This window comes from Mycolicibacterium sp. XJ870, assembly GCF_053483975.1.
This window is the reverse complement of record NZ_JBEFTI010000001.1, coordinates 800,288-813,053: the sequence shown is the minus strand read 5'-3', so window position 1 is coordinate 813,053 and position 12,766 is coordinate 800,288. Positions and strand designations below refer to the sequence as shown.

General features: G+C 64.5%; 20 protein-coding genes. 11 read left to right on the top strand and 9 right to left on the bottom strand.

Going from position 1 to position 12,766, the window contains the following annotated elements:
• The first annotated feature begins 16 nt into the window (after window positions 1-16).
• The 6 genes from ABQF30_RS04115 to ABQF30_RS04090 are packed head-to-tail and all read left to right on the top strand — an operon-like array spanning window position 17 to window position 4,348.
• The gene (locus ABQF30_RS04115) at window positions 17-481 is read left to right on the top strand and encodes a hypothetical protein (RefSeq protein ID WP_448461310.1); all 465 of its coding nucleotides are present in this window, start codon (window positions 17-19) and stop codon (window positions 479-481) included.
• Entirely contained in the window at window positions 481-1,710 is a 1,230-nt protein-coding gene (locus ABQF30_RS04110) for an Nramp family divalent metal transporter (protein WP_448461308.1), read from the top strand. The genes ABQF30_RS04115 and ABQF30_RS04110 overlap by 1 nt, the downstream gene beginning before the upstream one ends.
• A complete protein-coding gene (locus ABQF30_RS04105; protein ID WP_448461306.1) occupies window positions 1,707-2,072 on the top strand; it encodes a PRC-barrel domain-containing protein in 366 nt (121 codons plus the stop codon). The genes ABQF30_RS04110 and ABQF30_RS04105 overlap by 4 nt, the downstream gene beginning before the upstream one ends.
• Window positions 2,059-2,391 (top strand): hypothetical protein, encoded by a 333-nt coding sequence (locus ABQF30_RS04100; protein WP_448461304.1) that lies wholly within the window; start codon window positions 2,059-2,061, stop codon window positions 2,389-2,391. The genes ABQF30_RS04105 and ABQF30_RS04100 overlap by 14 nt, the downstream gene beginning before the upstream one ends.
• Window positions 2,388-3,410: a hypothetical protein gene (locus ABQF30_RS04095; RefSeq protein WP_448461303.1), complete on the top strand. Its 1,023-nt coding sequence runs from the start codon at window positions 2,388-2,390 to the stop codon at window positions 3,408-3,410. Before ABQF30_RS04100 ends, ABQF30_RS04095 begins: the two co-directional genes overlap by 4 nt.
• Before the next feature lie 17 nt (window positions 3,411-3,427).
• Complete coding sequence (locus tag ABQF30_RS04090; protein ID WP_448461301.1) at window positions 3,428-4,348, top strand: ribonuclease Z; 921 nt, start codon at window positions 3,428-3,430, stop codon at window positions 4,346-4,348.
• Here ABQF30_RS04090 and ABQF30_RS04085 read toward each other — a convergent pair.
• A complete protein-coding gene (locus ABQF30_RS04085) occupies window positions 4,340-4,555 on the bottom strand; it encodes a hypothetical protein (protein WP_448461299.1) in 216 nt (71 codons plus the stop codon). The two genes, ABQF30_RS04090 and ABQF30_RS04085, sit on opposite strands and share 9 nt — an antisense overlap.
• A 270-nt stretch (window positions 4,556-4,825) precedes the next feature.
• Between ABQF30_RS04085 and ABQF30_RS04080 the strand changes: the two genes are divergently transcribed.
• On the top strand, window positions 4,826-5,329 hold the full coding sequence (locus ABQF30_RS04080) for a DUF4383 domain-containing protein (protein ID WP_448461297.1): 504 nt from the start codon (window positions 4,826-4,828) through the stop codon (window positions 5,327-5,329).
• A gap of 18 nt (window positions 5,330-5,347) precedes the next feature.
• Window positions 5,348-5,503: a hypothetical protein gene (locus ABQF30_RS04075; protein WP_448461295.1), complete on the top strand. Its 156-nt coding sequence runs from the start codon at window positions 5,348-5,350 to the stop codon at window positions 5,501-5,503.
• Between the two features lie 18 nt (window positions 5,504-5,521).
• On the opposite strand, the gene ABQF30_RS04070 is transcribed toward ABQF30_RS04075, so the two are convergent.
• Window positions 5,522-6,220, bottom strand: a complete 699-nt coding sequence (locus tag ABQF30_RS04070) for a GAF and ANTAR domain-containing protein (RefSeq protein ID WP_448461294.1) — start codon at window positions 6,218-6,220, stop codon at window positions 5,522-5,524.
• Between the two features lie 350 nt (window positions 6,221-6,570).
• Here ABQF30_RS04070 and ABQF30_RS04065 point away from each other — a divergent pair, with 350 nt between their 5' ends.
• Entirely contained in the window at window positions 6,571-7,590 is a 1,020-nt protein-coding gene (locus ABQF30_RS04065; RefSeq protein ID WP_448461292.1) for an iron-containing redox enzyme family protein, read from the top strand.
• Here the strand turns inward: ABQF30_RS04065 and ABQF30_RS04060 are convergent.
• Both ABQF30_RS04060 and ABQF30_RS04055 read right to left on the bottom strand, forming a co-directional pair.
• The gene (locus ABQF30_RS04060) at window positions 7,570-7,785 is read right to left on the bottom strand and encodes a CDGSH iron-sulfur domain-containing protein (RefSeq protein WP_448461291.1); all 216 of its coding nucleotides are present in this window, start codon (window positions 7,783-7,785) and stop codon (window positions 7,570-7,572) included. The two genes, ABQF30_RS04065 and ABQF30_RS04060, sit on opposite strands and share 21 nt — an antisense overlap.
• A complete protein-coding gene (locus tag ABQF30_RS04055) occupies window positions 7,782-8,450 on the bottom strand; it encodes a HemK2/MTQ2 family protein methyltransferase (RefSeq protein WP_448461290.1) in 669 nt (222 codons plus the stop codon). Before ABQF30_RS04055 ends, ABQF30_RS04060 begins: the two co-directional genes overlap by 4 nt.
• Window positions 8,451-8,632: 182 nt before the next feature.
• Between ABQF30_RS04055 and mbp1 the strand changes: the two genes are divergently transcribed.
• Window positions 8,633-8,875: a microaggregate-binding protein 1 gene (gene mbp1, locus ABQF30_RS04050; RefSeq protein WP_448461288.1), complete on the top strand. Its 243-nt coding sequence runs from the start codon at window positions 8,633-8,635 to the stop codon at window positions 8,873-8,875.
• Between the two features lie 63 nt (window positions 8,876-8,938).
• On the opposite strand, the gene usfY is transcribed toward mbp1, so the two are convergent.
• The 3 genes from usfY to ABQF30_RS04035 are packed head-to-tail and all read right to left on the bottom strand — an operon-like array spanning window position 8,939 to window position 10,163.
• Entirely contained in the window at window positions 8,939-9,247 is a 309-nt protein-coding gene (gene usfY, locus ABQF30_RS04045) for a protein UsfY (RefSeq protein WP_448461286.1), read from the bottom strand.
• A gap of 52 nt (window positions 9,248-9,299) precedes the next feature.
• Window positions 9,300-9,920, bottom strand: a complete 621-nt coding sequence (locus ABQF30_RS04040) for a flavodoxin family protein (protein WP_448461284.1) — start codon at window positions 9,918-9,920, stop codon at window positions 9,300-9,302.
• Window positions 9,921-9,923: 3 nt separating this feature from the next.
• Window positions 9,924-10,163 (bottom strand): metallothionein, encoded by a 240-nt coding sequence (locus tag ABQF30_RS04035; RefSeq protein WP_448461283.1) that lies wholly within the window; start codon window positions 10,161-10,163, stop codon window positions 9,924-9,926.
• Window positions 10,164-10,311: 148 nt separating this feature from the next.
• Between ABQF30_RS04035 and ABQF30_RS04030 the strand changes: the two genes are divergently transcribed.
• The gene (locus tag ABQF30_RS04030; RefSeq protein WP_448461281.1) at window positions 10,312-10,881 is read left to right on the top strand and encodes a restriction endonuclease; all 570 of its coding nucleotides are present in this window, start codon (window positions 10,312-10,314) and stop codon (window positions 10,879-10,881) included.
• Here ABQF30_RS04030 and lat read toward each other — a convergent pair.
• A complete protein-coding gene (gene lat, locus ABQF30_RS04025) occupies window positions 10,878-12,197 on the bottom strand; it encodes an L-lysine 6-transaminase (RefSeq protein ID WP_448461280.1) in 1,320 nt (439 codons plus the stop codon). The two genes, ABQF30_RS04030 and lat, sit on opposite strands and share 4 nt — an antisense overlap.
• Window positions 12,198-12,249: 52 nt before the next feature.
• Window positions 12,250-12,714, bottom strand: a complete 465-nt coding sequence (locus ABQF30_RS04020; RefSeq protein WP_448461278.1) for an Lrp/AsnC family transcriptional regulator — start codon at window positions 12,712-12,714, stop codon at window positions 12,250-12,252.
• Window positions 12,715-12,766: the final 52 nt, after the last annotated feature.

Sequence of the window (12,766 nt, the reverse complement as noted above, 5' to 3'; positions counted from 1 at the left end):
TTGTCCGGGGTACGCCGTGGCGCACGACGGTGAGAGACGGCGGCAACTTCGGGCGGCCCTGCTGGCCGCCCTGTGTATCGCTGCCCTCGGTCTGCTGCTGACCCGCTGCCCAGCCAATCGGGACGGTATGCCGGGTCAGCTGGCCCAAGCCATGGAGGAAACAGTGGCAGCCGCCCGCAGCGGTGCGCTGGCGCTGGACCTTCGGCTGCAGGATCGATCCACCCCGCAGTTGGCCAGTGTGCAGCTCTCGGACGCCCGCGACGAAGTGGTCAACGCCTACAAGGGAATTGCCGAGCTGCGGGCCGAAGACCCCGTGGACGTCGAGAGGCAGAAGTTACTGACCGAATCGATGACGACGATCATCGGCCAGCTGAATACCGCCTCATCGCGAATCCGTGAAATCACCGGTGAGCCGCCACTCGACCTACTGCGCTCCGACCTGCTTGCGTCAGCGGACACACTGGAGACCAGGTACCGCTGATGAAGAAATTCTTCGCGGTAGCACTCGGCATCCTCACTGCCATAGGCGGTTTCCTCGACATCGGCGATCTCGTGACCAACGCCGTCGTCGGCTCCCGGTTCGGGCTGGCCCTGGTCTGGGTGGTGGTGGTCGGCGTGATCGGGATCTGTCTGTTCGCGCAGATGGCCGGGCGGGTCGCAGCGGTGAGCGGGCGCGCCACCTTCGAAATCATCCGGGAACGGTTGGGGCCGCGCACCGCGGCCGCCAATCTCACCGCCTCGTTCTTCATCAACCTGATGACGCTGACCGCCGAGATCGGCGGTGTGGCACTGGCTCTTCAACTGGCCACCGATGTGGGAACGATGATGTGGATTCCGGTGGCCGCCTTCGCTGTGTGGGTGGTCATCTGGCGGGTGAAGTTCAGCGTGATGGAGAACGTCACCGGTCTGCTGGGACTGTGCCTGATCATCTTCGCGGTCAGTGTGTTTGCGTTACAGCCTAATTGGGGTGACCTCGCCCACCAGGCCGTTCAGCCGGCGATTCCGGAATCGGAATCCTCGGCCACCTATTGGTACTACGCGATCGCCCTTTTCGGCGCGGCGATGACGCCTTATGAAGTGTTCTTCTTCTCCTCCGGCGCCGTCGAGGAGCATTGGAAGAAAAAGGATCTTGGGGTGTCACGGCTCAACGTGATGGTGGGCTTCCCGTTGGGCGGCATACTGTCCGTCGCGATCGCAGCGTGTGCGACGATCGTGCTGCTGCCCAATCAGATCGAAGTGACGTCCTTGTCTCAGGTGGTCATGCCGGCGGTGGTCGCGGGCGGAAAGCTTGCGCTGGCCTTCGCGATCATCGGCATCGTCGCCGCAACCTTCGGGGCAGCCCTGGAGACCACGTTGTCCGGCGGCTACATCCTCGCCCAGTTCCTCGGCTGGCCATGGGGCAAGTTCCGTCGGCCCGCCGAGGCGGCCCGGTTCCACGTGGTGATGTTCGTGAGCATCGTGATCGGCGCAGCAGTGCTGTTCACCGGGGTCGACCCGATATTGGTCACCGAGTACTCGGTGGTGTTCTCGGCCATCGCGCTGCCCCTGACGTATCTGCCAATCCTCATCGTGGCCAACGATTCCGAATACATGGGTGACAAGACGAACGGAAGGATCACGAACATGTTCGGCTCGGTGTATCTGGTGATCATCCTGGCCGCCTCACTGGCAGCCATCCCACTCATGATCGTGACAGGCGCAGGACAATGACGACACTCGACGCCCGGTTGCACCTGCTGGACCGCCAATTGGTCGACGCCGACGGTGATCCCGTCGGCATCGTGGACGACCTCGAAATCGATGGCGTCGAGGTCGACGCGGACATCGCGCCGGGAACGCCGCCACCGGAGGTCACGTCTCTGCTGTCAGGCCAGGTTCTGGCGACTCGCATCTTCGGCGGCTCGCCACCGCGATCACGACTACAGGAGATTCCGTGGAATCTGGTGTCCTGCATAGGCGTAACAGTGCAGTTGGATCCCACCGAGGTGGCAGTCGACGTGCAGTGGGTCGAAGAGTGGTTACGCGACCACATCGTCGCTCGCATCCCTGGAGGCCGACATGCAGCTGAGTAGACTATTGGGAGTCCGGGTGGTCGACGCCGGTCACCACCCGGTCGGCACCGTGGTGGACGTCCGGCTCGGTATCGCCGGTGACCGGGCGGACCATCCGCCCACCCCACGGGTGACCGGTTTGGTGATCAGCCCCCATACCCAATCGTCGTATCTCGGTTACGAGCGCACCGGTGCCAATGCGCCGGCGCTGATCGCCCGCATCTCGGCGTGGCGACATCGCGGCACGTTTGTCGCGGCCTGGGAGGACGTGGCGCGTGTCAGCACCGATCGGATCACCCTGCGGCCGCGTTATCGCCGTGGTGCGGCGGCCCTGCAATGAAGTCGCTGACCGTCGGCCTGGTCGCAGACCCCGGGTTGTCCACAAAGGTGGTCGAGCCACTTGCCGCCGACTTGCCTGGTGCCTTCACCACCGAGATAAGCGACAAAGTGCACTGGGAGGTGGAGGTCTGCAGCCACGCCCTGCCACTGAATGACGAAGGCAACATCGAGGTGTCGCGGCACAGCGGCACGCTGAAATCGCGCTACGGATGGGATGTCGTCGTCTGTCTGACGGAGTTGACGAGACGCTCGGGAAAGACACTGGTGATCTCCGAGGCGAACGCTGCCGAGGGCACTGCGCTGATCTCGCTGCCGGCGCTCGGTCCGATCCGACTGCGCCACCACGTCGCGCGGGCCCTAGTGCACGTGATCGACACACTGGCAGCTGAAGAGATTCACGGCGCCGGCGCGACGAACGCCGCTGTCGAGTTGACCCGCGTGCGCGGCAGGCTGCGGCTCCTGCTCGGAATGGTGCGGGTGAATCGACCGTGGCGACTGCTGCTGAGCCTGTCCAGTGCGATCGCGGCGGGAATCGCCGCCGCAGCCTTCGGCATCTTCTACTCCAGTATCTGGAACATGGCCGACGCGATGAGTCCCGCCCGGCTGGCGGCCGTCGGCGTCGTCGCGGTCGTCGCCATGATGCTGTGGTTGACGCTCTATAACGGACTCTGGGAAAGGCCAAGGGATCTCGATCAACGCAAGAACGCAGCACTGTACAACAGCGCGACCGTGCTGACGCTGGCCGCCGGTGTGGCATCCATGTACCTGGTGTTGTTCACGGTGGTCATGCTCGGTGCGCTGATCATCATTCCTCCCGACTACCTCGCATCGACGCTGGAGCATCCCGCGTCCTGGCGGGACTACGCGGAATTGGCCTGGTTGGCCAGTTCGCTGGGAACCTTCGCCGGTGCGCTGGGGTCCAGCTTCGAAAGTGACTACGCGGTCAGAAACGCCACATATGGAAAACGCGAACAGGAACGACACGCACGTGCCGCGGCCTTGACGCCGGCCGACAGCTGACTCGTAGTGTCAGCGGTGTGTCAATTCGCGAGCTGATCGTGCTCGGTACGTCGAGTCAGGTGCCCACCCGCCATCGCAACCACAACGGTTATCTGCTGCGCTGGGATGGCGAGGGCCTGCTGTTCGATCCCGGCGAGGGCACCCAGCGGCAACTACTCCTGGCGGGTGTATCGGCGAGCAGTATCACCCGACTGTGCCTCACTCATTTCCACGGTGATCACTGCCTCGGCGTGCCTGGCATTCTGCAGCGGATGTCGTTGGACCGGGCGCACCATCCGCTGCAGGCGTACTTTCCGGCGTCCGGACAGGACTATTTCACCCGGCTGCGCAACGCCAGCATCTTCCACGACGTCGTCGATGTTCACGAGCACCCGGTTGCGGCGGACGGGGCGGTCGCCAACGGACCGTTCGGCGTCCTTGCCACCCAAAGACTCGACCACTCGGTCGACTCGATCGGCTACCGGCTGGTCGAGCCGGACGGCCGGCGCATCGTGCCCGAGCTCTTGGCGCGCTACGGCGTCGCGGGGCCCGCGATCGCGGAACTTCAGCGGGCCGGGTCGATCCGCGCGGGCGGCGACCTCGTGCAGTTGTCGGACGTCAGCGAGCCGCGGCCCGGGCAACGGTTCGCCTTCATCATGGACACCCGACTGTGCGACGCCGTGTACTCACTCGCCGACGGCGTCGACATGTTGGTGATCGAGGCGACGTTTCTCGATGAAGATGCCGAACTTGCGAGCCGCTACGGCCACTTGACCGCACGTGAGGCGGCGCAGGTGGCCGCAGAATGCAACGTACGCCGGCTGGTGCTCACGCACTTCTCCCAGCGGTACTCCGATGCGGGCCGATACCTTCAAGAAGCGGCCGAGTGGTTCGACGGCGACGTCGTCGTCGCTGCCGACCTGGCCCGGATCCCGGTCCCCAAGCGGGCATCACCGTGAGTTCGCAGACCCGCCCGCCAAACTCTGGTTGAGCGTCATCGGCAGCGGCTCGTCGGCGCTGGCCGCGGGTTGACGTAGCTCAAAACGCAACCGGCTCAACAGATTAGCAGCGAGCGCGCTGGTCGCGAACAACACCAGGTTCCGTCCCGGACACTGTGCGGGGCCGGCCGAGAAGGGCACCAGCTGCGTGGGGCGCGTCCTGGACAATGTCGGTTGTGGGCGCTGTGCCGAGCGTGCAGGTTATCGACGGGATCGAAGAGAAAAACCGCAGGAAGCGACACACTCGACACAGGGCCGGCTCACGACATCACGGACCGGTCCGATCGCGACGGATACCAAGCAAGATGTCCGAAGCGACAACCGGCCGCCCCGGGAACCACCGCCCCTAAACGTCTCGGAGCCTGCGGCGATTGGGCCCTGTCAGGCAGGGGTAATCATGCGATGCGCACATCCGGGCGCTGAGAGAAAGGGTGCATCATGGCAACACCTGATCCCCGGAGTCATCCCACCGGCGCCGTCTCCCGGTGGACACCGCTGCAGGCCGCCGCGATCGTGGTGGGAGCCACGTTCCTGCTCGTCGGCGTGCTCGGCTTCATTCCCGGCATCACCACCGACTACGGCGATTTGCAGTTTGCAGGTCACCACTCCGATGCGCAGTTGCTGGGTGTGTTCAACGTATCGATCCTGCACAACGTCGTTCATCTGGCATTCGGAGCCGCCGGCCTGCTGATGGGCCGCACGGCCAAGCTTGCCCGGACATACCTCATCGGTGGCGGCATCATCTACGCCGTCCTCTGGCTCTACGGGATGGTGATCGACCGCGACAGCGCGGCCAATTTCATCCCGGTCAACACCGCCGACAACTGGCTGCACTTCGGTCTCGCCGTTGTCATGATCTTGCTCGGTGTGGCACTTGGCCGTGACCTGACGGCTCGGTCTGTCAGCGGCAGGGGCACCGGTGCGCCAGGCACGATCGAATAATCGACTGAAGGAGTGATGATGGAACGCGAGAGCTCGAAGCACAGCCCACGCGAAGATGATCAACTCAAAAAGGAGCTGAGCGGCACTCTCCAGGGCAACCGGTCGAGCCGGGTCGAGGAGTGGCGCGACCCCGAACCGCCGGCCGACGACGACCCAGACGTCGGCTCCCGTTGAGTTTCATCCCGGCGGACGTCAGGTGCTGTCGACGATGCGCTGGGCGACGACGCGGACAGGAGTGTTGCTGTCCTGGGAGAGTCTGACCAGCAGGTCGAATGCATGGACGGCGTCGACCTTGAAGCGTTCCATCAGAATGCCTTTGGCTTGGCCGAGGATGTCACGGCTAGCCAAGGCGGACTCGAATTGGGTTTGTCGGTCTGCTGCGATCAGTGCAGTCGCGGCGTGGGTGGCCAGCATCGCGCCGACCGCTTGATCTTCGACGCTGAAGTCGCATCTGCTTTGGCTGAAGAGGTTGAGTGCACCTCGACCTCGGTCAGCGTTCATCAATTTGGTGTAGGAGTACAGCTGAAACGACATCATGGCGCCGACACCCGCAGCGACGGCGGCGGCGGCGAAGTCCGGCCACCGCGTCTCTGATGCCAGATCCGGGCACAGGATTGCCGGATTGTCGGTGGCAGCCTCAAGACAGGGGCCTTCTTGCAGCTCGATCTGAATGTTGTCGAGGTGGGTGGCGATCGCCGCGGTGGGTGCGATCGACCGGTATCGATGTGCGTCGATCAGGAGAACGCCGGCGAAGTCGACGTCGCTGATCAATTCCACCGCGCGGGTGGTGACCGTTTCCAGGATGGCGTCAATGTCGGTGCCGCTGATGAAGTTTGCGGCAAGGTCAGCCATCGCCGACCGGACACTCACGGTACGGTCCGCGTCAGTCATCGACGTCCCTCAAGTCGATGTGGGGCGGCGACGGCCGCGCCGTCAGCACCGGTCAACCGCGCTGGGGTATCGCAGATCGCACCCATGCCGACGAACAACCCCGCTCCGCCGGCACGCCGGTGACCGGACTCTCCCGAATCACGGTCCGAGGAGTCCGATGCACCGTGCGGCGAGTCACCCACCTGTCCCCTTGTTGCCTTTGCCCCACTGTTCAGTCACCTAAGACGGTACGCGCTGCGACGCGTTGGAGAACCCACGACGACGGCCTTGGCATCGAATCTTTTGCCATGCCGACGCACAGCAACGACAATGTTTACAACATGCCTGAAAGAGGGAATTCAGCGCGCAACATGACGACTTTCCCCGCCCCGGTGCAGCCCCGCTTACCTGATGCACACGGCCCCGTCTCCGCGACCGTCATCGAGCAACTGAGAGGTCGCGCGCCCCACAATCATCTCGAGCCGGTATGGGTGCCGTTGCGGGACTCCGATCCGCTCGGGATCGATGTCCAGTTGGCGCTTTACGTCTGCTACGAGCTGCACTACCGGGGGTTCGCCGGCGTCGACTCCGCCTGGGAGTGGACCGCTGGGCTACTCCATCTGCGTTCGCAGCTTGAACGCCTGTTCCTGGCCGCTATACGCGCCGAGGTGGGTGTGATTCCTCCGGATGTGACAGCGACCGATGAAATGGACCGGCTCTCGGTCGAACCGGCGGACGGTACGGGCCCGTCCTATCACCTACGGGATCGCGGCACATGGGAGCAGATGCAGGAGTATTTCGTCCACCGCTCCCTCTACCATCTCAAAGAGGGTGACCCCCACGCGTGGCTGATCCCCCGGCTGGCCGGTCAGGCCAAAGCCTCTTTCGTGGCCGTCGAGTTCGACGAATACGGAGGCGGCCGCGGCAGTCAGGTTCACCAACAACTGTTCGCCGACCTGTTGGCAGCCGCCGATTTGGACTGCAGCTACTTGGGCTATCTGAATGCCGTACCGGCAGAGTCGCTTGCGGTGGTGAACCTGATGTCACTGTTCGGGTTGCACCGCCGATTGCGGGGAGCGGCCGCAGGCCATTTCGCCGCTACCGAGATCACCTCGCCGCCAGGATCCCAGCGATTGGTTGCGGCATTGGAACGGCTTGCCGCTCCGGAGGCGTGCGTTCGGTTCTACCGCGAACACGTCGAGGCCGACGCGGTGCACGAGCAGGTGGTGCGCCTCGACGTGATCGGAGACCTGGTGGCCCGCGAACCCGACCTCGACGCCGACGTGGTGTTCGGCATCCGGGCATTCGACGCGATGGAAGGCCGGCTCGCAGATCATTTGATGAAAAGCTGGACGGACGAACGTAGTTCGCTATGCCGACCGCTTGGTTGATCTCCTGATCTTGCGGTGGCTGGTGTCGCACAGCGGATACGTCTTCGATCGCCGGCAGGTGCAGATCGCCACCATGAATCGGTCGGATTCCACGGTGGAGCCATCTGGCAACTCGATGCGAACCGGCCCTTCGACCAACATCGGCCCGCGGTCGGTCAGCCGCACCAACCGGGTCTCGCTCGGTCTATCGCTCATGGCTTGTCCGCCCGGATCACGACCAGCTCCTCGTCACACCGGTCATGGTGCAGTCTCCCAGTTTCTTTCAACCAACCGGCCTGCGCGGACACCACCGGCCCCCATGGAATCGTTTGGGCAGCACAGACTTCGGCGTTCAAGCCATTGCAGCGTAACCGCGCCAGCGACTCGTCGACACCCGCGTACTCCGACTGGACGAGAAACATCGCACCGCCGCGCGCCAGCATGCCCGAGGCCGAATCGCACAACGGATCCAGGACCATGCGCCCGTCCTCCCCGCCGTTCCACGAGGTGGCCGGGCCCGTCCATGGCGCGATCGTCGTCGGATCGATGTCCGGTCTGGTGGGAACGTACGGCGGATTGCACACGACGAGATCGAACGGCTCGTACTCCAGTGCTTCATTCCACGAGCCGAGCTTCACCCCGATCTCGACGCCGGCCGCCAACGCGTTGACGGAGGCACATCGCACCGCGGTCGGACAGATGTCGAGCGCGGTCACGGTGTGCGCCCCCAACCGCGCTGCGGCGATCGCCACCACACCGCTGCCGGTACACAGGTCCACGGCCCTTCGGTCCTGCACCAGATCGCTGCGCTCGAGTGCCTCGATCAACAGTTGCGAATCTTCCTGCGGTCGATAAACACCCGCGGCGGCGACAGCGGTCATCTGCATCCTTTCGCGAAGACTGGATACCTTCCAGTACCCACCCTGCGCCCGGCAAAAACGTCCTGGTTGTCGCCATCCTGTTCAGCAGGTCACGTTTTGGCCTCGCGGGTACCGGGAATCCACCGGATGCGCGGGAAACGCGTGTGGATGACCAATCCACTCCACGTAGCGGAAAGGTAGCCATGACCGAGAAGAACTCAGGACCTCAAGAAGGAATCAAGGGCGTCGTCGAGGACGCCAAGGGTAAGGCGAAGGAAGCCGTCGGCACGGTGACCGGCCGGGACGACCTCGTCCGCGAAGGCAAGGCCCAGCAGGACAAGGCCGATGCCCAGCAGGATGCCGCCAAGAAGGAAGCGGAGGCCGATTCGGCCCGCGCCGGAGCCAAGGCTGCTGAAGAGCGCGAACAGGCCCACCAGCGGCCGTAAGGCATTGAATGGAGATGGCCCAGCCGGGTATCGGTTGGGCCATCTCTCGTAATCAGGTTCTCGCTAACTGCTGGGTTCTTGCCGTGACACGTCGGGATGGTCTGCGTACCAACGTTGCTCGATACGCCGCACCCGCTGGTGCGCGATGGCGAGCCACAGCCCGCCGCCGAGGATGCCCACCGCCGCCAAGATGGCCAGAATCAGCCCGACGTCGGGATGTCCGGTCGCGAAGGCGGCCAGGCAGCTCACGAACAACACCAGTCCAATGCCGATCATGGCGAGGGCCGGCATGTTTCGGTTGTCCTTCATCGTCTCGCCGGCATGCGGTCTCGTGGTTCGGGCGTGGTCGACGGGATCGTCTGGACCTTTCATCACTGCTTCCTCTCGATCGGGTTTCGGCGGAATTCGTTGTCGGCCAATCAAGTCAGCCGTAACGCGGATACTCCCCGCCCTTGAGAAGGCCGGCCAGGTGTGCCGCATTGCGCGCCGATGCCGCGGTGGCACTGGCGACAGGATCAGGGACTTCGTTCAGGTCCTTGAAGTCCCGGCCCTGCATGGCCTCGCCGTTCCAGTACGTGCATCCCTGGGCGGGAATGGTGTACCCGACGTCGTTGAGCGCTTGGAAAAGATCAGCGACGGTCTTGTGGGCGCCGTCCTCGTTGCCGACGACCGACACCACCGCGACCTTGCCTGCGAGCACCGGCCGGCCCGCCTTATCTGTGTTGGACAGCTCGGCGTCGAGGCGCTCGAGTACCCGCTGCGCGATGCTCGACGGGTGGCCGAGCCAGACAGGCGTCGACATCAGCAGTATGTCGGCGTCCAGAACTTTCTGCCGGATGCCGGGCCATTCGTCACCGCCACCCATATCTGGCTCAACGCCGGGCTCGATCTTGAAATCGGCACATCGCAGGCACTCGGTGCTGACACCGAGCGCGGCGAGATTGTCGCAAACCTGCCGGGCGATCAGCTCACTGCTCGACTCTGCCGGGCTGCGTTTGAGGCTGCATATCAGTGCCAACGCGCAGAGATTTGACGAGTTGGTCACCTGCTAGCCCGCCTGGCGGTCGACCAGCGCGGAATGTCCGGACTCGCGCGCGCAGTGCGCGCAGCAGTACATCGTTTCGCCGGCCTCCACGCCATGGCCGAGAATCCGGCATCCGCAGTGCGCGCACTCAGGTGCGATCCGGACGGCCGCACACTCCACGCTGTCGAACGTCTCGGTGTTGCCGCCCCAGCTCACCGTGAACGCCTTGTCATAGTCATTTCCACACGTGGCGCAAATCGCCATTGCTCTATCTCCCGGTCCGCTGTGGTCTAGCCACGAAAGTTTTCCCGGGAGTCCGGGTGCCTAAACCTCGGGATCGACCCGCTGGCGTGCGGTGAGCAGCGTGCTCAACCGGAGATTTCTGTCAGCGCTGACAATTAGCATTCGGCCCGTGATCTCGCTCCGGACGAAGCTGTACCTGGTGGCAGGCGCATCGTCGGCGGCCGCGAGCCACCTCGCCGGGGTCGAGACGGCGTGGAGTCTGGCCATCGGCGTCGCGGTGCCAATGGCCCTTGCCGTTGCGCCGCGTTTTCTGCTGGGTGCGCTCAACGGCGCCGCCACCCCTGCTCCACGGGAGGACCCGGCCGCGGAGATGTCGGGTGAGCAGTTCGAGGACCACGTGGCACGCATCGTCCGGTCCTGTGGGCTGCCGGTCATCATGACCCCGGTCACCGGTGACTGGGGAGTCGATCTCATCGTCGGCCGACGGCCCAATCGGGTGGCCATTCAATGCAAGAGGCAGTCCCGGCCAGTCGGTGCCGGCGCCGTCCAAGAAGTCGTTGCGGGGGCGCCCATGCAGGACTGCGCCAAGACCATGGTGGTGACCAACAACGGTTTCACCCCGGCCGCACACAAACTCGCCGAGTTGCACGGTTGCGAGCTGGTGAGCGGGGCCGAGCTGCCTCGGCTGAGATCGATCATCCGCCGGGTGATCTCCGAGGCTTCACCGGATCTCACTTAACGCAGCGCAGCGCGCACAGCCGCCAGGCAGGCGTCGATCTCGACGCGGGTCACCGTGAGCGCCGGCCGGAACCGCACCGAATGGGTCCCGCTCGGCAACATGATCACGTGCCGATCCCACAACCGGCCGATCAGCGCGTCGCGCATGGCGGTCGACGGCATGCTGAAGGCGCACATCAGACCACGACCGCGTGGGTCGAGCACAGTCTGCGGGAATTCCGTTGCCAGCAGCCGTAACTCGTCGAGCAGGTAACTGCCCGCTTCGGCGGCATTCTGCAGCAGGGAGTCGGTCTCGATCACCTCGAGGATGCGCCGCGAACGCACCATGTCGACCAGGTTGCCGCCCCACGTCGAGTTGATCCGGGAACTGACGGCGAACACGTTGTCGGGCACCTGATCAACGCGGGTTCCTGCCATGATTCCACACACCTGCGTCTTCTTGCCGAACGCCACCACATCGGGCGTCACGCCCAATTGCTGGTACGCCCAAGCGGTTCCGGTGATCCCGCAGCCCGTCTGGACCTCGTCGAAGATCAACAACGCGTCGAACTCGTCGCACAGGTCACGCATCGCGGCGAAGAACTCGCCCCGGATATGCCGGTCCCCACCTTCACCCTGGATCGGTTCGGCGATGAAGCAGGCGATGTCATGCGGGTTGGCTTCGAACGCCGCCCGGGCCTGACGCAGCGATTCCGCTTCCAACCGGGCGATGTCGGCCCCCGGCCGAAGGTACGGCGCGTCGATGCGGGGCCAGTCGAACTTCGGGAACCGGGCCACCTTCACCGGATCGGTGTTGGTCAGCGACAGGGTATAGCCGCTGCGACCGTGGAACGCGCCGCGCAGGTGTAACACCTTGGTACCCAGGGCCGGATCCCTCCCCTGCGCCTCGTTGTGCCGGCTCTTCCAGTCGAACGCCACCTTGAGTGCGTTCTCCACCGCAAGGGCACCGCCGTCGACGAAGAAGAGGTGCGGCAGCGCCGGATCCCCCAACACCCGGCGGAAGGCGTCGACGAAGCGCGCCATCGGAACGCTGTAGATGTCGGAGTTGCTCGGCTTGTTCACCGCGGCTTGCGCCAGTTCGGCGCGGAACTCCGCGTCGTGGGCCAGTGCCGGGTGGTTCATGCCCAACGCCGACGAGGCGAAGAACGTGAACATGTCCAGGTATCGCTCACCGGTACGGGCATCCACCAGATGCGAGCCCGCGGAGCGGTCCAGGTCGAGGACGAAATCGAAACCGTCGGCCAGAATGCTGCGGGCCAGCACCTCGCGCACCCGGTCGGGCGTGACGGATTGTGACTGTGTCAGCAGTGCGGTCATGCCACAACGTTATCGTATTATTTACGGTGTCTGCGCTTGCTAACCGTAACGATTACGGAATGTAGTCTCTGCCGGTGTAAAATGACTGCAGGATGACGGTGCTTCGGGTGCGGACATTCGCCGCCGTCCGGATCCGTTGCAGCAGGTCCTCCAGCGCACGCGCCGAGGCCACGCGCACCTGCAGGATGTAGCTCTCCTCCCCGGCCACCGAGTGGCACGATTCGATTTCGGGGATGTGCTCCAGCCGCGCAGGCGCATCATCGGGTTGAGACGGATCGAGAGGAGTGATGGCCACGAACGCCGACAGCATGCTGCCCAGCGCTTCCGGATTGAGGCGAGCCGCATACCCGGTCACCACGCCGCGTGACTCCAGCCGGCGCACCCGAGCTTGCACAGCCGACACCGACAGCCCGGCGGCCGACGCCAGATGCGCCAGCGTCGCGCGTCCGTCGGCCACAAGTTCCCGGACCAGGATCCGGTCGACCCCATCCAGCGGCTGCTCGTCCGGTTCGCCCATGGCCCGCACTGTAGCTCTTTCACATCCCGATGTAGCCCAGCAGAAGGACGCG